This window comes from Psychrobacter sp. VH5 (assembly GCF_050572635.1).
GTDB classification, from domain to species: domain Bacteria; phylum Pseudomonadota; class Gammaproteobacteria; order Pseudomonadales; family Moraxellaceae; genus Psychrobacter; species Psychrobacter celer.
Map to the genome: position 1 here is coordinate 298,715 of NZ_CP192145.1, position 18,974 is coordinate 317,688.

At 48.4% G+C, this 18,974-nt stretch carries 19 protein-coding genes; 6 read left to right on the forward strand and 13 right to left on the reverse strand.

Annotated features, from left to right (window positions below):
- Positions 1 to 41 precede the first annotated feature (41 nt).
- Positions 42 to 404 (reverse strand): septal ring lytic transglycosylase RlpA family protein, encoded by a 363-nt coding sequence (locus ACNFVB_RS01295; RefSeq protein WP_192994510.1) that lies wholly within the window; start codon positions 402 to 404, stop codon positions 42 to 44.
- A 787-nt stretch (positions 405 to 1,191) separates the two neighbouring features.
- Here ACNFVB_RS01295 and ACNFVB_RS01300 point away from each other — a divergent pair.
- A complete protein-coding gene (locus ACNFVB_RS01300; RefSeq protein WP_430737828.1) occupies positions 1,192 to 2,229 on the forward strand; it encodes a DnaJ C-terminal domain-containing protein in 1,038 nt (345 codons plus the stop codon).
- Between the two features lie 116 nt (positions 2,230 to 2,345).
- Positions 2,346 to 2,669, forward strand: a complete 324-nt coding sequence (locus ACNFVB_RS01305) for a chaperone modulator CbpM (protein ID WP_075101342.1) — start codon at positions 2,346 to 2,348, stop codon at positions 2,667 to 2,669.
- A 101-nt stretch (positions 2,670 to 2,770) separates the two neighbouring features.
- Here the strand turns inward: ACNFVB_RS01305 and sstT are convergent, their stop codons facing one another.
- The 3 genes from sstT to ACNFVB_RS01320 all read right to left on the reverse strand — a co-directional run bounded on the left by sstT (position 2,771) and on the right by ACNFVB_RS01320 (position 6,517).
- Positions 2,771 to 3,973, reverse strand: a complete 1,203-nt coding sequence (sstT, locus tag ACNFVB_RS01310) for a serine/threonine transporter SstT (protein ID WP_430737829.1) — start codon at positions 3,971 to 3,973, stop codon at positions 2,771 to 2,773.
- A gap of 357 nt (positions 3,974 to 4,330) precedes the next feature.
- Positions 4,331 to 4,840, reverse strand: coding sequence for a DNA polymerase III subunit chi (locus ACNFVB_RS01315; RefSeq protein WP_430737830.1), 510 nt, complete (start codon positions 4,838 to 4,840; stop codon positions 4,331 to 4,333).
- A gap of 21 nt (positions 4,841 to 4,861) precedes the next feature.
- Entirely contained in the window at positions 4,862 to 6,517 is a 1,656-nt protein-coding gene (locus ACNFVB_RS01320; RefSeq protein ID WP_430737831.1) for a leucyl aminopeptidase, read from the reverse strand.
- An 805-nt stretch (positions 6,518 to 7,322) separates the two neighbouring features.
- On the opposite strand from ACNFVB_RS01320, the gene ACNFVB_RS01325 reads away from it, so the two are divergent.
- A complete protein-coding gene (locus ACNFVB_RS01325) occupies positions 7,323 to 8,645 on the forward strand; it encodes an LPS export ABC transporter permease LptF (protein WP_430737832.1) in 1,323 nt (440 codons plus the stop codon).
- Positions 8,645 to 9,853 carry an LPS export ABC transporter permease LptG gene (lptG, locus tag ACNFVB_RS01330; protein ID WP_430737833.1) on the forward strand — a complete coding sequence of 403 codons (1,209 nt, stop codon included), beginning with the start codon at positions 8,645 to 8,647 and terminating at the stop codon, positions 9,851 to 9,853. The genes ACNFVB_RS01325 and lptG overlap by 1 nt, the downstream gene beginning before the upstream one ends.
- A 125-nt stretch (positions 9,854 to 9,978) precedes the next feature.
- Here the strand turns inward: lptG and ACNFVB_RS01335 are convergent, their stop codons facing one another.
- The 8 genes from ACNFVB_RS01335 to recN form a co-directional block, all read right to left on the reverse strand.
- Entirely contained in the window at positions 9,979 to 10,599 is a 621-nt protein-coding gene (locus tag ACNFVB_RS01335) for a class I SAM-dependent methyltransferase (RefSeq protein WP_105244499.1), read from the reverse strand.
- Between the two features lie 202 nt (positions 10,600 to 10,801).
- A complete protein-coding gene (locus tag ACNFVB_RS01340) occupies positions 10,802 to 11,140 on the reverse strand; it encodes a DUF3817 domain-containing protein (protein WP_430737834.1) in 339 nt (112 codons plus the stop codon).
- A gap of 58 nt (positions 11,141 to 11,198) precedes the next feature.
- Positions 11,199 to 12,137: a site-specific tyrosine recombinase XerD gene (xerD, locus tag ACNFVB_RS01345; protein ID WP_430737835.1), complete on the reverse strand. Its 939-nt coding sequence runs from the start codon at positions 12,135 to 12,137 to the stop codon at positions 11,199 to 11,201.
- A 29-nt stretch (positions 12,138 to 12,166) separates the two neighbouring features.
- A complete protein-coding gene (gene tusA, locus ACNFVB_RS01350) occupies positions 12,167 to 12,493 on the reverse strand; it encodes a sulfurtransferase TusA (protein ID WP_430737836.1) in 327 nt (108 codons plus the stop codon).
- Positions 12,494 to 12,550: 57 nt separating this feature from the next.
- Complete coding sequence (locus ACNFVB_RS01355; protein ID WP_430737837.1) at positions 12,551 to 13,054, reverse strand: hypothetical protein; 504 nt, start codon at positions 13,052 to 13,054, stop codon at positions 12,551 to 12,553.
- 113 nt (positions 13,055 to 13,167) lie between these two features.
- Positions 13,168 to 13,755: a Holliday junction resolvase RuvX gene (gene ruvX / locus ACNFVB_RS01360; protein ID WP_430737838.1), complete on the reverse strand. Its 588-nt coding sequence runs from the start codon at positions 13,753 to 13,755 to the stop codon at positions 13,168 to 13,170.
- 71 nt (positions 13,756 to 13,826) lie between these two features.
- Positions 13,827 to 14,390 carry a YqgE/AlgH family protein gene (locus ACNFVB_RS01365; RefSeq protein ID WP_430737839.1) on the reverse strand — a complete coding sequence of 188 codons (564 nt, stop codon included), beginning with the start codon at positions 14,388 to 14,390 and terminating at the stop codon, positions 13,827 to 13,829.
- A gap of 261 nt (positions 14,391 to 14,651) precedes the next feature.
- The gene (gene recN / locus ACNFVB_RS01370; protein ID WP_430737840.1) at positions 14,652 to 16,331 is read right to left on the reverse strand and encodes a DNA repair protein RecN; all 1,680 of its coding nucleotides are present in this window, start codon (positions 16,329 to 16,331) and stop codon (positions 14,652 to 14,654) included.
- A gap of 608 nt (positions 16,332 to 16,939) precedes the next feature.
- On the opposite strand from recN, the gene ACNFVB_RS01375 reads away from it, so the two are divergent.
- Together ACNFVB_RS01375 and rlmB are read left to right on the forward strand one after the other, a co-directional pair.
- The gene (locus ACNFVB_RS01375; RefSeq protein ID WP_075101358.1) at positions 16,940 to 17,275 is read left to right on the forward strand and encodes a pyrimidine/purine nucleoside phosphorylase; all 336 of its coding nucleotides are present in this window, start codon (positions 16,940 to 16,942) and stop codon (positions 17,273 to 17,275) included.
- A gap of 268 nt (positions 17,276 to 17,543) precedes the next feature.
- Positions 17,544 to 18,314, forward strand: a complete 771-nt coding sequence (gene rlmB, locus ACNFVB_RS01380; protein WP_430737841.1) for a 23S rRNA (guanosine(2251)-2'-O)-methyltransferase RlmB — start codon at positions 17,544 to 17,546, stop codon at positions 18,312 to 18,314.
- Here rlmB and coaE read toward each other — a convergent pair.
- Positions 18,277 to 18,963: a dephospho-CoA kinase gene (coaE, locus tag ACNFVB_RS01385; protein WP_430737842.1), complete on the reverse strand. Its 687-nt coding sequence runs from the start codon at positions 18,961 to 18,963 to the stop codon at positions 18,277 to 18,279. The two genes, rlmB and coaE, sit on opposite strands and share 38 nt — an antisense overlap.
- Positions 18,964 to 18,974: the final 11 nt, after the last annotated feature.

The following is an 18,974-nucleotide window of genomic DNA, read 5'->3' on the forward strand; positions in this document are numbered from 1 at the left end:
ATAAAAAAAGGGAGAGCATAGGCTCTCCCTTTTGTTTCACGTTATTCTTTACGGTATTTACCATCACCATAAGACAGTATCTCCATGGTAGTGGTGCACAATTGGCAGTTGATTTGACCAGCAGCGGCTTTCGACAAATCTAAAATACGGCCTCGTATAAAAGGCCCTCTATCCGTGATTTTGACGATCACGCTTTGCTTTGTCTTTTGATTGGTCACTTGTACCTTAGTACCGAAGGGCAGCGTACGATGCGCAGCGGTTAAGGCATTCATATCAAAAATACTGCCACTGGCAGTACGCTTTCCGTGAAACTTGCTACCATAATAACTGGTGTTACCTGCAAAAACGCTGGTGCTTAGTAGCAGTGACAAGGTGATAACCAAAGACTTGATTAAATACGACATTCAATACCTTTATACAGTTTATAAAATAGACAGATAACTTTGCCTATATCATTGATACTCCCTGTGAGTATCAAAGTTATATTCATTTTATAGTACATAGATTGTCGTATCCTTACGGCTCTGTTAAAAAACGCCCCAGTTCAAATATCAGCATTCATAAAAAATCACTGCTTTTTTTAACAAAATCAGTTGGATAATGTTCTTTATTAAATACCTTGAAAGCATTGCTAGATATCACGTCTGCGCTGAGCGGGGTTTGTTCAGGTAAGTAAATAAGTAGATAGTTAGACGTTTGGCTGGTAATGATATAGGTAGTGGTTTTGTTTGGGTTATATAAGAGGGTAGCGACCACAATAAAGATATATCAGCCGGAGCGTTAAAAAAAATAAGGGCTAAGCCAGCGGGTCGCCGCAGGATAGTAGCAACCAGGCAGTATCGATAGTACTGTAAAAATTATTGCTGAAATATTAATACTTTGTAATAAAAAGTATATTCTGCTTGTTTTGCTTATTAAAAGAGATGGGCTATTTTCCATTAAATGGCTCGTTGCCCTAATAAAGGTAATAAATAAGCCCAGTAAGAGAGTAAGAAAAATTACGCCCAGTGGCCCTGTACTTATTTTATAGCGGATCGATGATATGAATTAGTATAGATAAAGTGGACAAGTGTAAATTTTGCCCAGCCATGATGTGGCTGTGCTATGGTAAACACTGAAATATTGCCGCATCATCCCTATATTATGTATTAAGTAAATCGTTAACAATAAATGCGATAAGGAAAAAATAATATGGCAGAAAAAAACTACTACGACATTTTGGGGGTCAAAAAAGACGCCTCAGACGCTGATATCAAAAAAAAATACCGTAAACTGGTTCGTCAATATCACCCCGATGTGAGCGACGACCCAAACGCGGATAATAAAATCGCTGAAATCAACAACGCTTATGAGACGCTTAGAGATAAAGACAAGCGTGCGCAATATGATGCTATGCTCGACAACCCATTTGCCGGTCAAGGCAGTGCTGGTGGCTTTGGCGGGTTTGGTGGTCAGTCGGCAGGCGGACAAGGTGGTTTTCGCTGGGAGGATATCAGAGATCAGTTTGGTGATGGACAAGCCTTTGGCGATGGCGGCTTTCGCTTTGATGATATATTTTCGGCATTTGGTCGCGGCGCGCGTGGCTCAGCTGGTGGACAGGCAGGAGGCCGCACGCAAGGTAGCGGCTTCGAGCAGTTTGGGGGTGGCTTTGGCGCGCAGGATAATAAAGGCCAAGATCAGCACGCCGAGATTACGGTGGACTTGGCCTCAGTCTATAGCGGTGACGACTATAGTATCAAACTAAACGTGCCGGTACGCCAGCCCGATGGCAGCGTGGATTATGAAAATAAAACCCTTAAGATTAAAATCCCAAAAGGCATCACTGATGGCAAGCAAATCCGCCTAGCAGGTCAAGGCTCAGCTGGCATGGGTGGCGGCAAAAACGGTGATTTGTTTTTAAAGGTGAAAATCCGCCACGACCCCAATATCCGTATCGAGGGCGCTGATGTCTATCAGACAGTAAATATCGCGCCATGGGAAGCGGCATTGGGTGGCAAAATCAATGTCAGTACGCCCGCTGGCACCCTTGGCGTGACCATCCCCAAAAACAGTAAATCTGGCAGCAATTTACGTCTAAAAGGTAAGGGCATCCCTGCCAAACAAGCGGGCGACTTATACTTAACTCTCAATATCGTCAACCCTGATATCACTGATAGCAATAGAGAGGCTGTAACAAAAGCCTATGAGCAGCTAAAGCAAGCCTTTGCTGATACCAGTATCAATCGCTGATAGCTGCCGCGCTGCTATCGACAGAGATCAGCGAAAAGCGATAACGGGGAGAGATGAAAACGATCACGATGACATAAAGCACAAATAAGGATAGCAACCAAAAGAGGATAATAATAATGAAACACTCGCCTGAATTTACCGATATTATCATGAGCTTGGATGAGCTGGTATCTGCCTGTGGTCAAGAGCGTCAATGGGTCATTGAGCTGATGGAAGAAAACATCATCGAGTACGACGTGCCAGAGCGTGAGCAGTTTACCGGCTATCAGCTCACCACGGTGCGCCGCGCCTCTCGTCTGAGCCGTGACTTTGATGCCAGTGTGCCAGCGATCGGCCTGATACTGGAGCTATTAGAAGAAGTCGAGCAACTGCGTCAGCTCAAACGTCAGCTAGAAGGACAGACGCCAATCATTGAAGTGGATACCGAGCATCTAAAGTAACCAAACCATTGACAAAGCACCGCTCATAAAAAAGGCCTCATTGCGATCATTGAGGCCTTTTGTTTTACAGTGTGTGATGTACAGATACGGATTGCGCCGGCTTAACGCGCGTATTTAGGGTCGGCTGCCGCAGTAAACAAGACGTCAGTTGACGAGTTGAGCGCGGTCTCGGCCGAGTCTTGAATCACGCCGATGATAAAGCCGATAGCAACCACTTGCATGGCAATGTCATTGGGGATACTAAAGAGGCTTGCAGCCAGAGGAATCAGCAATAACGACCCACCAGCGACCCCAGAGGCACCGCAAGCACTAATGGTCGCGACCAAACTCAATAAGAGCGCAGAGGCAAAGCTCACCTCGATACCGAGCGTATGCGCTGCCGCCAGCGTCAAGACGTTGATGGTAATCGCCGCCCCTGCCATATTGATAGTTGCACCAAGTGGAATGGTGACAGAGTAAGTGTCTTCGTGTAGGCCCAGTTTGCGTGCAAGGTTCATGTTTACAGGGATGTTGGCCGCCGAACTACGCGTAAAGAATGCTGTAATCCCTGACTCACGTAGGCAAGTAAATATCAGAGGGTAAGGGTTTTTGCCGGTTTTGAGTAAGACGATAATAGGGTTGGCAACGAGGGCAATAAATATCATACAGCCGACCAATACCATCAAGATACGAGCATAACCTGCCAATGATGCAAATCCCGTCGCAGCGACCGTGTTGGCAACCAAACCTAAGATACCAAAAGGCGCGAGAGCGATGACCCATTTCACCACTTGTGAGATGGCATCAGCAAAATCGCCGACGACCGTACGCGCGGTGTCGCTGGCTTGACGCAGTGCAAAGCCGATGATAATCGCCCAAGCCAAGATACCGATATAGTTGGCCTCAGCGATGGCATTGACAGGGTTTGCCACCAGATTCATCAGCAGGTTGGTGAGTACTTCTTTGAGGTTGGCCGGTGGTACTTGCTCGACAGTTGTGTTGACGAGTACCAGCTCAGTTGGGAATAAAAAGCTGGCACCGACAGCGGTCAATGCTGCCAAAAATGTGCCAAACATATACATGATGAGCACTGGTTTGACATACACTTCGTTGCCACTACGATGCTGACTAATCGCCGCCATCACCAGCACAAAGACCAATATCGGCGCGACTGCTTTTAGCGCACCGACAAATAGCGTCCCCAACAATCCTAAGGCGATACCAACGCTTGGTGCTAGCCAGCCTATTAGCACCCCTAATATTAAACCGATAATAATGAGCGGTACCAGCCCTATACGCTGGTACATCGCAATCAATGAACGCATTTGTACACCCTCGAGTTAGTCAGTCAGAAGTAAATAAATCATAAAAATAGAAAAACAATCGGAGGATAGTAGCATTTTTTCGGATACTCGCCTACCAGTCAGACTGGACGCGGCAAATCAGACGGCAATCAACCACGCTGTAAAAACCATAAAAAGGGTAGGTAAAATAAAGGAAAGGAAAGGCAGGCAGGCGCGCAGGGAAACTGAGCGAGGCGAATGATAAAATAAAGCTACTGAGATAAAGTCAAGATGGCAAAGTTAAGATAGCAAAGCTGGAAAACAAACCAGCAGACAGCCCGCAAGTAACATGTATAGCAGTAGCGTTGTGTCGTCTTTAGAACAAATCAGCTGTATAAGCTACACCGTATAGTGCGTCAGCTCGTAGCCGAGCTGTTTATAATGCTTATATTTATGACGGCCCTCTTGCATACTTTTGGCATCAGGTTTTATCAGCTCAAGTATTCGAGTGGGTTTGGCAGGACTGGTCGCGGCTATAAAATCGCTGACAGGCTGCAATGTGGTATTGAGAACGATACCTGAGAAGTCCGCTGGCATATAACTGCCGAGCATGACGGGCGCTGATACTGCCTCATCGATATCGGAGGTATCAGGCGTTGCGGCATCAGACTCCATCGTATCAGGTTCTATGGAGTGAGGATCGCGGCCCAAAAGGCGCTGGTGCGGGATAAAGCTGGTCGCGTCGTGCGTCCATAGCGCTTCATCAAGCAAGCTGAGTAATGCCTCATCTTGAGACAAAATCAGTAGCGATTGGCTGCTTTTATTGAGCGCCGTTTGGGTCAGCTGACAAATAAAGCCCAAGATTTCTTGGGCTTTACGCTCGCTTAATACATAAAAACTTACGTTCATAAATTGGTCGTCATCACTGCATTAAGCGTTGTTTGCGCTGTTTTTTAAGTACTGCATAAATAAAGGCACAGGGCGACCGGTTGCCGCTTTATCTTTGCCTGAGTTCCATGCGGTGCCTGCGATGTCTAGGTGCGCCCATGGCTGACCTTCTTCGACGAAGCGTGATAAGAAGCAAGCTGCAGTCACAGCACCTGCGCCTTTACCACCGATGTTTTGCATATCAGCGATGGGTGAGTCAAGCTGCGCCTGATAGTCGTCATCTAATGGCATGTGCCAGATGAGGTCACCTGATGAGTAGCTGGCGTTTTCTAATTCAAACAATACATCTTCATCATTACTAAAGACAGCTGAGCGTACATGCCCTAAGGCCACCACGCAAGCGCCCGTCAACGTCGCCACATCGATGATGGCTTTTGGCTGATAGCGCTGGACGTAGCATAAGGTATCGGCCAACACCAAACGACCTTCAGCATCGGTGTTTAAGATTTCAACCGATTTGCCGTTCATGGCTTTGACGATATCACCAGGACGCGTGGCCTCACCTGATGGCATGTTTTCTGCACAAGCGAGTGCCCCCACGACATTAATTGATAGACGCGCCTCGCACAGCGCTTTGATGGTACCCAATACAGACGCTGAGCCGCCCATATCGAACTTCATCTCATCCATGGCCGCGCCTGGCTTGATAGAGATACCGCCTGAGTCAAAGGTCACGCCTTTACCGACCAACACGATAGGCGCATCGTCATGGCTGCTATCAGTGTTTTTGTCTGATTTTTTGCTAGGCAGTTTGGTGGGGAGCTTGTCAGCCAACGCTTTTAGACCACCGGTGACTTTTGCACTGCTATTGCCGGCTGTATAAGTATCAGTCGCGCCTGCTTTGGCGCTAAAGTTAGACTTGCCGCGATACTCGAGTAGTACCAATTTGCCTTCTTTGCTAGAGCCTCTAGCCACCGCTAAAAAGCAGTTCATGCCAAGCGCCGACATCTCATCTTCGCCCAGCACCGTCACTTTTAGGAGGTCAGGATAGGTCTTTGCAAGCGCTTGGGCTTGTTCTGCCATATACGCTGGAAAGCAGATATTGCCTGGCTCATTGGCGACGTCACGAGTCAAGCTTTGACCGGCGAACACCGCTTGCGCGAAGTCTAGCGCTGGCTGCAATGCTGCATCGGCCAACAAATACACATCTGTAAGTACCAGTGTGGTTTGCTCAGACTTGTATTTATCAAAACGATAGCTGGCCGCTAGTAGATTTAGCGCAAATTGGCCAAAGTGGTTTTCTTCTAGATCATCGCCGAGCGCGACCGTGATAGAGGCGACGCGTTTTTGCGTATTGCTATAGATGGTTTTGGCGATTTTTTGTAGGACAGTGTGGTTGAGCTTGTCAGTATTACCGACACCGACCAACAATAACTGAACTGGGTTTTGCTTGGTGGTTTTTTTGTCACCGGCCAATGCCAAGTCAGCAACGGTTTCGCAGGCTTTACCACTAAAGTGTGACACTTCCATCAATTGCTCAATACGAGCGCTATAGTCAGCTAGCGCAGACTCAGCGAAGAGATTTTTTTTGTCATCCACCAACACCACCAAACAAGCCGCGTCTTTACTCTTCGCTTCTTTTTTGAGGATTTTTTGGGTATGGGTTTTGGGGAGCTGCTGAGTTAATTTGATATTCATATAGTTATCCTTATTTGAATGGTCAATAGATGCCGCCTTTTAATCGGGGTACGAAACAATCAGGTTGTTAAACAATCAGATTGTTAAACAACCAAATTATTAAACAACTAAGTTGCTAAATAGCTAAGCTGCTAAATCAGTTAAATCAATTATCACCGAGCCAAGCAGCCGTTTATCACCAGCTTAATTTTTCGTAAGCTTAATGTCTCACAGACTCAGTGCAATAGCCGCACGACAAATGACTGCCAGACGCTGCCTGAGATTATGTGTATGGTTCGAGGTGATAAGGTGATAAAAACATAGAGTCATCTTGCCCAGCCGAAATCTGATCGCTATGCTCAAACCAACGATAAAATCCAAGATTAAGCCATTGGTTCAGTCAAAGCATTGGAAGGTTGGGCGCTTGTTGTAGTGTAGCATATCAGGTAATCAGCGTGCTGTCGGCATCGGTTAAGTAATGTTTTCGTATATATTTGCTGCGCGATCTTAAGAGCAAATGCTGCATAAACCACCGCCTCAATCTTAGCAAGGGTTAGGTAATGTTTTAGCACATTTTTCACAGCCATTTTTTGCCAAAACATGCTAGCATTAACGGTTATATTCAAGGCTTATATTTGTGTAGTATCGCTAACGATACTACTGTTAGTTGTTATTATCTGTTAACTATCGGCGAGCGGTACAAACCTGCCGCCCAAAAAAAGCCATTATAATAGCCAAATAAGCGCCACGCCTGAGCCAGCGCTCTATCATACAGCACGCGCATACCAACTGTTTAAGAGTCCCTATTGTGATATTACGCCGCTACATGACCCAACAAGTTGCCTCGACCACCGCTTTGGTGTTGGGGTTTTTAGTGGTAATGATGCTCGGTGGGCGCTTGATTCGTTACTTTGGGATAGCTGCTGAAGGTCGTTTAGACATCAGTTTGTTATTTACCATTATCGGCTACAATCTGCCGTACTTTTTAGAGCTTATCTTGCCATTGGCGTTTTTTATTGCGCTGATGCTGGTATTTGGCCGTCTATATGTTGATCAAGAAATGGCAGTCATCAATGCCAGCGGTGTGTCGCGTGGTAAGCTGGCACGCTTGATGACGCCATTTATCCTCGCGCTGTTTGTCGGCGAGGCGGCGTTGTCTATCGTTGGTAAGCCGTGGGGGGTGCGCTCATCTGAGGCGGTGTGGCAACAGCAAGCCTTGACCAGTGCCTTTGATTTGATTCGCCCAAAAGAGTTTATCAGTAGTGGTAATTATCATCTGTATGTCGGCAGCCTGAGCGAGGACAAAAAGCAGCTGCAAGATGTGATATTGATCCAATCAGAAAAACCAGAAAAAGGCAGTCAGCCCAAAAACGCGGCGGCCAATACAGCAAAAAATGAGCGTGATCAAAGCGCCGCGGTCTCTGTCGATAATCGCATCGACCCCAAAACCGCTGAGCAGTTGGATATTCCAGAGCTGCCAGAGACACTCGTCAATCATGATATCAGCAAAGACACCATCACCTTAGCCAAACGTGCCGAGCAGGTCGATACAGGGAGCCGCGGCGTGACGCAATTGGATTTGTTTCAAGGACGACGATACGAAGTCGGCGCAGGGAGTCTAAAGTACAATCAAGTAGGCTTTGATCGCTACCGTATCAGCTTGACTGAATCTGCCAAAGACGTCATCACTGAAGACAATATCGAAACCCAAGCCATCGGGCCGTTGTGGCAAGCGGCAACCGGTAGCGGCAGTACACAAGTGAGCACGGTCGAGGCCAAGCGCGCTGCGCAAGGTGAGCTCGGTTATCGTTTTGCGCTGCCTTGGCTGATGATTATCGCGCCGATGCTGGCGGTACCGCTGGCACAAGTGCGTCCCCGTCAAGGTCGCTGGTTGCGTTTGTTTCCCGCGATTTTATTGTTTGTCAGCTGCGCACTGGGTATCATTTCGCTCAAAAACGCGGTGAGTAAAGGCAGCGTCAGCGTGTGGGCGTATGCGTGGCTAATCCTAGGGTTTATGGCGTTGGCGCTGTATATGAACTGGGGCAGCCGCGTGCAGCACCGCCTGCGCTTTCGCAAACCTCAGCAGCCGCAAACAGTGGCCGACAGTTGCGCCAATCCAAATGACAGCACGTCAGGAGGGCAATCGTAATGCGCTCTTTATTTGCCAAAACACCTAGCGCCGAGCCACTGGCCCAAAAACCCGGTCAACTAAAAGTGCTCGGCCGCTATGTCAGACGCAATGCGCTGCTTGCTATCATCGGGGCCGTTGTCGGTCTATGGGCCTTGCAGCTTACTTTTTCTTACTTATCTGAGCTTGATTCGCTCGATGATAGCTATACGATGAGTGAAGCGATTAAGTATATCTTTTATCGCTCGCCTTACTTTTTAGAGCAATTTATTCCGACAGGGGCGCTACTTGGGGCGGTCGTAGGTTTGGGGCTGCTGGCCAACAAAAGCGAGCTGGTCGTCATGCGTGCCGCTGGTGTCAGTATCTATCGCATCGTCGGTTGGGTGCTACAACCCGCTCTAATTTTTGTGCTGCTTGCCTTAGCGCTCAATCAGTTTGTCTTGCCACACTCCAATCAGTTGGCAAAAGACATCAATGATGAGGACAGCCGCTCGCTTGTGACCTCGGTACGCGGCTATTGGACGGTGCAGCCACGCTTTGAAAATGCACAAGATGGCAGTACAAAGCCTGCTGGCAGCGATATTTTATATATCGACTATGCCGACGTACAAGGCAACATCGGTGAGGTGAAGCGCTGGCATTTGGACAATGATGGCAATTTGCAAACCGCTATTCATGCCAAAGATGGGCAATATGTCGGCCGGCAAGCTCTAGATAGCAGCAGCGGCACACCGAGCGGACAGTATCGTTACGAGTGGCAGCTCAATGACATGACCACGCTTAGTATCAACCAAGGCTTTGAGAGTAGTCAAGCCGTCTTCGCCTCCGATACGCTCAGTTTGCCATTTGCCCCAGAGTCGGTGTATCTACTGACGCGTAAGGCAGAGGATTTGTCTCTGACGCAACTATATGAGCATCGTCAGTTTATGCGAGAGCAGGGCAATCGCTCTTTAGAGCATGAGCTGGCATTTTGGCAAAAGCTGCTGTCGCCGCTATCGATTTTATCGCTGGTGATCGTTGCTTGCTCATTTGTCTTTGGCTCGCTGCGTACGCACAGCTTGGGTCTGCGTATCGTTGTCGCGCTACTGTTTGGTTTGCTATTTAGCTATGTGCAAGATTTGGTTGGCTTTATCTCATTAGCGACAGGATTTTCGCCATTATTGATGGTGCTATTACCGATACTTGGCAGCGCCGCCTTGGGATTTTATCTGATAAAACGGCAGATGTAAGACAATGTGGTAAGTGGTATGCCATCTTTAATGCCCTAAGCAAGAGAATAAAAAAACAAAAATCCCGCTAACATGCTGATGTGTTGGCGGGATTTTTGTTTGTGCAGCTTTTAAGTTACTGAAGCTTATTCTTTGGTCGCCATAGTAATGGTATAGGTTTTGCCCTGTTTGACCTTTTCGCTATTACCAAATACTTCGGTAAACGAGCGTTTCATAAACTGGCGCAAACCATTGATGGTCACCACATAAAACCGCCCACCTTGACGCATACGCGCATAGGCATCGAGGAAGTATAGATAGTGCTGCTCTTTGCCGACTTTGGCTGGCAAGTTTGACATCACAAGGCTAAAGTCTTTGTCCGCTGCCACATGATTGAAGCCGTTTGATAAATGTACATCGACATTTTTTAGACCGTTTTGCACGCAGTTACGGCGCGCATATTCTACCGCCATAAAGTCTTTATCAATAAGTGTATGCTGACCGTTCGGGCACTCACGCGCTGCCGTCATGCCGAGCACGCCATAGCCGCAGCCTAAATCGATCGAATCATCATCCGCCCGAAAATCCACATAATCGAGCAGCATTAGGCTACCGTCATCGAGCTTTTGTGGTGAAAAAATACCCCACGTGGTCGCAAAATCAAACGGCTTACCCAGCACATCTTGCTGAAAATGAATGTCTTCGCGCCAGTGTTCGGCGTTTTTTAGCAGGTCGGCAGGGGGACGATGGTTTGTAGGGTGGCTCATGGAATTCTCAAATAATAGATAGGTAAAAGGTTAATAAGCTATGGTAGGTATTGTAGCGAGAAAAGGGTCAGTTTGCAGCTAGGGATTGATAGAGCAGACTCTATACTTTGCCGCCTCTATCTCAGATTGTGCTCTGCATATCAAATCTACAATCTCGCTTTCACCACATAAGTATAGGTTTGAGTCATAAAGTTTTTTAATTTTACTTTCGCAAACGCTTTTTTAAAAAGTAATCAAACACAAACGGGCCAAATGGCAAAAATGAGCCGAGCACGCCAGCCGGCATGGCCCATAGCGGCAGCCTTATTTTGCTGGCTGTGAGCAGCAGCATCAGGATATAAGCGATAAATAGTGCGCCATGCGCCATACCGATGTATGTCACCGCCTCAGAAATGCCGAGCATATATTTTAGTGGCATAGCGATACCAAGCAATAATAAAAAAGACGTGCCTTCTAAATAACCGGTTATGGTCAAGTTTTTGAGGGCAGCATGCTGTCCTTTGGTGAGCGTAGGCTGCAAAGATGGCTGAGCTTGCGACACGTTATATTCCTCTTACAATCTTCAATAAATAGTCAGTTTTTATGTTGACGGTTCAATACTAGCCGCGTGGATGATGTTCGGCATGCAATTTTTGCAGTCTCGCTGTCGCCACATGGGTATAGATTTGCGTTGTGGACAAGTCACTGTGTCCAAGCAATAGCTGTACGCTGCGCAAGTCGGCACCGTGGTTGAGCAAATGGGTGGCAAAGGCATGGCGCAGCGTATGCGGTGACAGTTCCTTATCGATACTGGCGACTTTGGCATAACGCTTGATAAGATACCAAAAGTTTTGCCGCGTCATATAGCCGCCTTGCGCGGTCAAAAACACTGCTTGGCAATTGCCTGACTTGAGATGTGCAATCAGCTCGCCACGCCCGTGAGACAGATAGTCCTCGAGCGCATCGCTGGCGTATTCACCGAGTGGTACCAGCCGTGTTTTATTGCCTTTACCAGTGATTTGTAGCCAGCCTGAGTTTAGGTTGACTTGCTCAAGCGATAAATTAATCAGCTCACTGACGCGCAGGCCACAGGCATAGAGTACCTCTAACATGGCCTTGTCCCGTAGGCCAAGCGCGGTACTGGTGTCAGGGGCGGCCAGTAGATTGTCGACATCAGCTTCGCTCAAATCCTTTGGCAATGGACGACCAAGCTTGGGGCTTTTGATACGCTCGCAGGGATTGTCCTCGCGCAGGTTGCTGGCAATCATCCATAGATAGAACTGGCGCAGGCTTGAGAGCATGCGCGCTTGGGTGCGCGGGGTTTTGTCCTCTATAGCGAGGGTAGATAGGCAGTGCAGCACGTCATCCGCTTGCCATTTGATCAATGGCGCGGTGTTGGTCAGCTCACAGGTACGCAAGTCACGCACATAAGCGTTACGCGTCCGCGTTGCCAGACCGCGCGCCAGCATGGCTTGGCGAAACTCGGTGATATAGGCGGGCTCGTCATCGACTGCCAGCGCTTTGGGCTGACGCTGTTGTACGGCGCGGTCACGGCTCATAGGATGCTCGGATATAGGTCAGATATAAGTTAACCACTTTTTTTCTTCACCACATAACGATACAGCGTCGCGCTTGCTGGCGTGGTGTCATCGCCATCAATAGTGATTTCATCGGGATCAGCGTCTAGGTTGATGTTTTCTGCCAGTGTTTCTTGAGTCATCAGCTCATGACCCAGATGACGACAGAAATTTGGAATGTCGCGGGTGGTAGCAGGGTCAGTTGCCAGTATCTCAATCACCTCACCGCTATCTGCTTTTCGGATGACTCGGTGCAGCATCATCACAGGCTCAGGACAGATCAGCCCTTGCGTATCTAGGTGATGGTCAATGTCAGTATTTGGTATTAAAGTGGTCATAGTCATTATCGTAAAGCTAAATAGGTAGGTTAAAGAAAGGATCGTTTGTTTAATCGCTTACTGAGGTGTACTGTCTAGATCGTCTACGGCTGCTGTCTCTTTGTCAGTATTTGCCACGTCTAAGAAGTTAAAAAAGCGCTTGAAACTGACTTTAAACAAAAACGCCACACCCAACCAGCAAGACAGTCCTAGCCAAGCCGTATCAGCAAATAATAAGCCACCGATCAATATGATGGTCGATACGCCAATACTCATGGCAATCATCGAGGGTTGGTTTAAGCGATAACGATAAACCACAAAAGCATCATAAAGCGTAATGGGAATGGTCAGCGCCACCAAGGCATAAGGCAGGTTATAAAATAACTGATAAAGCAGCTGATTGTCATGAAATGCCTTGATGCTAGCGATGGTGCCAAAGACCACAAAAGCAAAAATGGCCGCATAAATCAGATAAATCGCCAGCTGGTTGGCTCGCTGTGCGCCCTTGATACGAGCGATAGCAAGCGGCGCAAAACCATGTCGCGACTTATTGGATACAGGTTGGTTTAAAGCGGTGGTCATAATCATCAGTCGTATATATTGGTTTAGAGGATGGGCGTGGCAATACCTAAGCGTTAAGTACTAGCCGTCCGCTTGTGCGCGACTACCTGCGCGTCATTGCTTGAGGACACGCCCTAGTCAGGCTTGATCGCATCGATAGCCAAGCTGCTATTTGGATCGGCAAAATACGTCGACATCAAAATACACGCAGAGATATCATCAATCGGGTCGCGCTCGTTTTGGATCCAGCCATTCTCCCACGCGATTTCGCGCGCTGCTACCGACGTCAGACGCTCATCACACAGCGTCACAGTCACTGGTAGGCGCTGCTCCATAACTCTATGCGCCAGCCGCCGCGCAAATTTGTGCGCCCGTTTAGAGAGCATGGAGCTGCTACCGTCCATATTGAGTGGTAAGCCGACCACCACCTTTGCCACGCCCCATACTTTTATGATACCCAGTAAGTTGTCCCAGTCAGGTTGACCATTGTTCATCGCCAAGATATCAAAAGCGCGTGCGGTTTGGGTCAAGCTATTACCGAGTGCCATGCCCATTTTTTTTACACCATAATCTAGCGCTAAGATCAGATGCGGTTTGACACTCGGTTCGGTAGCGCTCGGCTCGGCTGTATTATTATCGATATCGGTGGCGACATGGGGTGCTTGCGTGCCCTCATCGTCTCTCATCTTTGCGTTATCATTCATAAAAGAACGGTCTACCATAATCAAAAAATTTTCCTGTGTTACAGCTTAGTAGCGAGCTTTGGTGTCTGGGTTTGGCTGAGTCACTGCCATTAAGCGTGGCCGATATCACTGCTTAAGTAGTCGAAATTTACGCCAATTTTATCAGCAGCGATCTGCCAGCGCTCCGCAAACGGGGTATCAAACAACAAGTTGAGATCCGCTGGACACACCAGCCAGTCACCACTTGCAAGCTCACGCTCTAACTGGTCTTTGCCCCAGCTGGCATGCCCCAAGCACAGATGATAGTGACCAACGCCTTGGCCTGCGGCGATACGCTTGAGGATATCTTGGCTGGTGGTGATACAGACATTCTCTGAAATAGCAAACGACGATGCCCACTCCGGCTGGCCAGTATGCAGCACAAAACCGACCTCAGGATACATCGGCCCGCCTTCTAAGGCCACGTCTTCCATCACTTGCGGGTCGGTCACTTCGATGCTCAGATTCTCTAATAGCTTGCCCACGCGCGACTGCTCTAAGGGGCGATTGACCATCAGACCAAGCGCGCCATGCGCATCGTGACGACAGATATAAATCAGCGCCTGCTCAAACCGTGGGTCTGGCAGCTCTGGTGCCGCGATTAAGAAATGATGGGTCAAATTGGCTTTAAACATAGAAGCAACTGCAACCTAATAATAAAATCAACAATAAAAAGATAAAGACATTACTACATTAAAAACACAACCACACTGGCAAGAGAAGGTTATATGGCGATGATGACCAAAAAAATCAACCAAAGCAAATATTTAGCAGCGGTTTGGTTTTAGTGGTCTCGCTCTCAATGGTTTTTTAGCCCTGCGCTCGCTGTTTTAAAATAGGCTAACGATATCCCCCTATGCAGAGCAGAGAGGGTACTGTGCAGGATAGCAAACGCCTTATTTGACATCCGTTAGTAAGCTACGAGCGTGATCACGAGTGACCTCCGTGATGGTCACGCCGCCCGACATGCGTGCCAGCTCATCGACTTGCGCGCTATCTGTCAAGATGACCAGCTCACTTTCGGTTTGCTCGTCATGATGTTTTTGTACCAAAATATGTTGGTGCGCTTGCGCGGCGACCTGTGCTTGGTGCGTGATGGCCAGTAGCTGCTGAGTCTGCCCCAGTTTACGCAGGAGCTCACCGACCACCTGCGCGGTGCCGCCACTGATACCAACATCGACCTCGTCAAAGACTAACATAGGCTTGGCGGCATCATTGTCCGCATTGGTGGCTTGTAGCACTTGCATCACCAGTGCCATCCGCGACAGCTCCCCACCTGAAGCGATTTTATGCAGCGGCTGCATGGGCATACCGACATTGGCGCTAAACAACAAATCGATATCATGACAACCTTGCGCATTATACTGGCTTGGGTCGGGTTTTTTGGTAAAGACAAACTCACAGCGCGCATTGGGTAGCGCTAGTGGCTGCAGCTGCTGGACCAGTTGTTTGCTGATATGTGGCGCGGCTTTTTCGCGTGCTTTTTGGAGTTTGGTGGCCAGCAGCAGATATTGCTGCCACGCTTGCTCGATTTGCGCAGCCATGGCATCACTACTTGGTTCGTTTTCTAATTGTTCTAATTGCGCTTGCCAGTGGTTGGCTTCCTCAATCAAATCAACGGCGGGTAAGGCGTGCTTGCGCGAGAGGCGATGACCGAGGCTGATGAGCGTGTCTAAGGTTTGCAAGCGCTCAGGGTCGGGCAGTTGTTGTTCGGCATAGTCTGATAGTAATCCTGTGACTTCGGTGATTTGCTGCTGAGCTAGATGTAGCTGCTCTGAGGCTTGCTCAAACGTCTGACTGACTCCCAGTTGATTATCACACAGCTTGATCGCTTGTCCAAGCAGGGTCATGACGTCTGGCTCATCGGTATCGTTGTCGAGCAGATGCAGGCCATGACTGGCTTCCATCATCAAAGCTTCAATATTAGACAGCTCTTCGTGCTCAGCTTCGATGTCGGTATAATCAACAGCAAGGAGCGGCTCGATGTCTGCCAGCTGGCTTTGTAACAGCTGGATACGGTCATGGCGCAGCGCTTCGCGGCTGGCAATCTCATCAGCGCGGCGTTTTAGCTGCTGATAGTGTTGATAGCTGCTCGCGGTTTGCGCAGCCAGTGTGGTGGTTTGTGCCATGGCATCCAACCACTGCACCACAAACTGCGGCTTTAGCAGTGCTTGCTGGGCGTGCTGGCTATGAATATTGACCAACAGTGTACCGAGGCTCTTTAGCTCAGCTAAGCTGACGGGCGTACCATTTAACCAAGCCTTTGAGCGCCCTGTTTGGCTAAGCTGGCGACGAATCAACACATCTGGCTCATCTAAGGCGCGATCATGCTCGGCAAACCACTCTGCGACAAGTGCATTGTTTGCCACATCAAACTGAGCATAGATATCGGCATGTGCCGCCCCATGTCTGATCATGGCGCTGTCGGCTCGCTCACCTGCACACAACGACAGCGCATCGAGCAGCAGCGACTTACCGGCACCTGTCTCACCGGTGATGACGTTAAAGCCTTCCGCCATACTCAGCTCATGCTGAGCGATCAATGCAAACTGATGTAAAGTGAGTGATACTAGCATCAACGCCTCTCATGACAGACAATGAGTTTCACCGATTATTTAGATGAAGTCATCGCTAAAATAGAATAAATACAACGATAAAATGGCTCGTTTATGGTACTCAATAGACTATAGTGATTGGCAAATATTATGGTGGCAAACGCCGCTAAATACAAATCATAAAGCCGCGCAATAACATAAATCTCTGCAGCCCGCTTTGGATAAAGTCAGCGGCCCACCGGTGGTACCTCTTGCGCCTGCCGCAACATTTTCCTTGCCCCTGTAACAAACTTTATAGATATAATGTGGTAGCATAATCTCACATAATGACAAACGCTTGCTAGCTTGTTTTATGCTTGTCGTCTGATAATGATAAGTCATCTTATCGTAATATCTCATCGATACCATAGTCGGCATACGCGGGTAGGTATCTTAAGTTGTCAACCAGATACTAAGGCTGATGTCAGTATGTGCGAGAGTCTGTGTCCTCGATTGGGCAAAGACTGTCACTCGATCGAATACAGCACATTTATATAGTAGGCTAGGCCGCTTGCAATGCTGATTCATAAAGTCATTTCATCTGTACTTATTTTTTAGTTTTACCATAATTATTTGATAAGGAAGCCACTATGACAGCGGCGCAATTTACCAATGTAACAGTCAATGCTCATGCGACGGTCTCTTATGATGGTCGTTGCTCAAGCCATACCATTATGTTTGAGGATGGACGTCATAAGACGCTAGGCATCATCTTACCTTGTGATAATTTGGTGGAGCATTATCATTTTAGTACCAATACTTCTGAGCGTATCGAGATCACCAGCGGGGAGTGCGAGGTCAAAATAAATGGTGAGGAAGCGTTTAGCTACTACCGTGCAGGCCAGTCATTTGTGGTCGAAGGCAACAGCGGCTTTAACCTCAGAACCGAAGAGATCGTACAGTATATCTGTCATTTAGAAGGCTAAAGACGCATACACTAAGCCAGTGGCGCAAGTCCGCGCCTACCTGCATTTTGCTAGATAATCTACATATAGCCTTCTTAGCAAAATCAACCAAATTACGTACTCATCAAGCGTCACCCCAAGTAAAAACCTCAATCGATCGCGGATAAACCATATCAGTCGGTATGGTTTATTTGTTTTTGATGAGGCTGCACTGTTTTTTTATTGTTGTTTTTTATCGTTACTTCTTATCGCTTTAGCGATATCCATTTGATACTTAAGTAGGCCTATTATGGCAAAACCCATTTATTTTTATGGCATCCATGCAATTGATGCCTTACTCAAACATCGTCCGCTCGATGGTCTTAGCTTGTTTGTCCAACAAGGCCGTGACAGCGACCCTCACGTGCAAGCAATCATGGTCGAAGCCGAGGCCAATGGCATCAGTATTCAGCCCACACAAAAAGACAAGCTGACCCAGCTGTGCGGCAGTCCGCAGCACCAAGGCGTGGTGCTTAATGCCCGCCCTCTAGGTTTTGCTGACGAAGCGCTGCTAGACACCATTGCGGGGCGCGAGCAGTGTTTGTTGCTGATACTCGATCAAATCACTGATGCGCATAACTTCGGTGCGTGTTTGCGTACGGCTGTTGCGATGGGCGTGGATGCGGTGGTTTGTCCAAAACATCACGCCGCCAGCCTCACCCCAACAGTGGCAAAAGTCTCTGTAGGCGCCGCTGAGCTGATGCCGATTGTCAGTGTGACTAATTTGGCTCGTACGCTTGACCACATCAAAAACGCTGGTGTATTTGTGTTTGGTACGGCGCTTAGTGATGCAGCCAAGCCCATACATGCAGCGGACTTGACCGGCAAAACGGCCATTATCATGGGTTCAGAAGGAGAGGGCATGCGCCGGTTGACCACAGAGCGCTGTGATGAGCTGGTCTATATCCCGATGTCGGGCAATGAGCATGGCAACTTACAAAGCCTAAACGTCAGCGTGGCTACTGGTATGGCGCTGTATGAGGTCAATCGGCAGCGTACTTTAGCTGCTCGGCAAGCGTAAGATAGTTTTGGTGTAGCGGCTCCAGCTGTGCATACAGAGCCGCTAGGTCGCGATCGTTTAAGATGACATCATCAGCGTGACGGTTGCGCGCTTCGCGGCTTAATTGATTGACCATGATGGCTTTGATCTTTTGGACACTTTGCTCATCACGCTGGCTGGCGCGCTCAAGCTGGGTGTCTTCGCTGGCATCAATCACCAGTACTCGTTGGCACAAGTTTGCCAGCCCCGCTTCTGCCGCCTCTATGAGTAGCGGCGCGGACAGCACCACATAGGGCGAAGTGCTGGCGGCTAGCTGTGCTTTTGCCGCTTCTCTTATCGCTGGGTGAGTAATGGCTTCAAGCTCGATGAGCGCCTCAGGATGAGTAAAAACGTGCGTACGCACCGCCGCTCTGTCCATCGAGCCATCGCCATTTAGCACCCAATCGCCAAATTTTCTTTGAATTTTGCGCAATGTCGCGCTGCCTTTTGCCACCACCTCATGGGCGATCACATCAGCATCGATAATATCGATGCCTTGCTGCGCAAACCAGTCACTAGCAGCAGATTTGCCACTACCGATACCGCCTGTCAATCCGACCACCAGTGTCTTGCTTTGCTTTTGGTGGGTTTGCGGCTTGTGAGAATAAGGTGAAGTGTTAGCGTTTGACATAATAATGACTT

Coding starts and splice junctions, on each gene's coding strand:
- ACNFVB_RS01365 (WP_430737839.1), bottom strand. CDS start 14,390: ATGTTTAAAGCCAATTTGACCCATCATTTCTTAATCGCGGCACCAGAG.
- ACNFVB_RS01300 (WP_430737828.1), top strand. CDS start 1,192: ATGGCAGAAAAAAACTACTACGACATTTTGGGGGTCAAAAAAGACGCC.
- tusA (WP_430737836.1), bottom strand. CDS start 12,493: ATGACCACTTTAATACCAAATACTGACATTGACCATCACCTAGATACG.
- ACNFVB_RS01355 (WP_430737837.1), bottom strand. CDS start 13,054: ATGACCACCGCTTTAAACCAACCTGTATCCAATAAGTCGCGACATGGT.
- ACNFVB_RS01305 (WP_075101342.1), top strand. CDS start 2,346: ATGAAACACTCGCCTGAATTTACCGATATTATCATGAGCTTGGATGAG.
- ACNFVB_RS01320 (WP_430737831.1), bottom strand. CDS start 6,517: ATGAATATCAAATTAACTCAGCAGCTCCCCAAAACCCATACCCAAAAA.
- ruvX (WP_430737838.1), bottom strand. CDS start 13,755: ATGGTAGACCGTTCTTTTATGAATGATAACGCAAAGATGAGAGACGAT.
- rlmB (WP_430737841.1), top strand. CDS start 17,544: ATGGCAAAACCCATTTATTTTTATGGCATCCATGCAATTGATGCCTTA.
- sstT (WP_430737829.1), bottom strand. CDS start 3,973: ATGCGTTCATTGATTGCGATGTACCAGCGTATAGGGCTGGTACCGCTC.
- ACNFVB_RS01315 (WP_430737830.1), bottom strand. CDS start 4,840: ATGAACGTAAGTTTTTATGTATTAAGCGAGCGTAAAGCCCAAGAAATC.
- ACNFVB_RS01375 (WP_075101358.1), top strand. CDS start 16,940: ATGACAGCGGCGCAATTTACCAATGTAACAGTCAATGCTCATGCGACG.
- lptG (WP_430737833.1), top strand. CDS start 8,645: ATGCGCTCTTTATTTGCCAAAACACCTAGCGCCGAGCCACTGGCCCAA.
- ACNFVB_RS01325 (WP_430737832.1), top strand. CDS start 7,323: ATGACCCAACAAGTTGCCTCGACCACCGCTTTGGTGTTGGGGTTTTTA.
- ACNFVB_RS01295 (WP_192994510.1), bottom strand. CDS start 404: ATGTCGTATTTAATCAAGTCTTTGGTTATCACCTTGTCACTGCTACTA.
- recN (WP_430737840.1), bottom strand. CDS start 16,331: ATGCTAGTATCACTCACTTTACATCAGTTTGCATTGATCGCTCAGCAT.
- coaE (WP_430737842.1), bottom strand. CDS start 18,963: ATGTCAAACGCTAACACTTCACCTTATTCTCACAAGCCGCAAACCCAC.
- xerD (WP_430737835.1), bottom strand. CDS start 12,137: ATGAGCCGTGACCGCGCCGTACAACAGCGTCAGCCCAAAGCGCTGGCA.
- ACNFVB_RS01335 (WP_105244499.1), bottom strand. CDS start 10,599: ATGAGCCACCCTACAAACCATCGTCCCCCTGCCGACCTGCTAAAAAAC.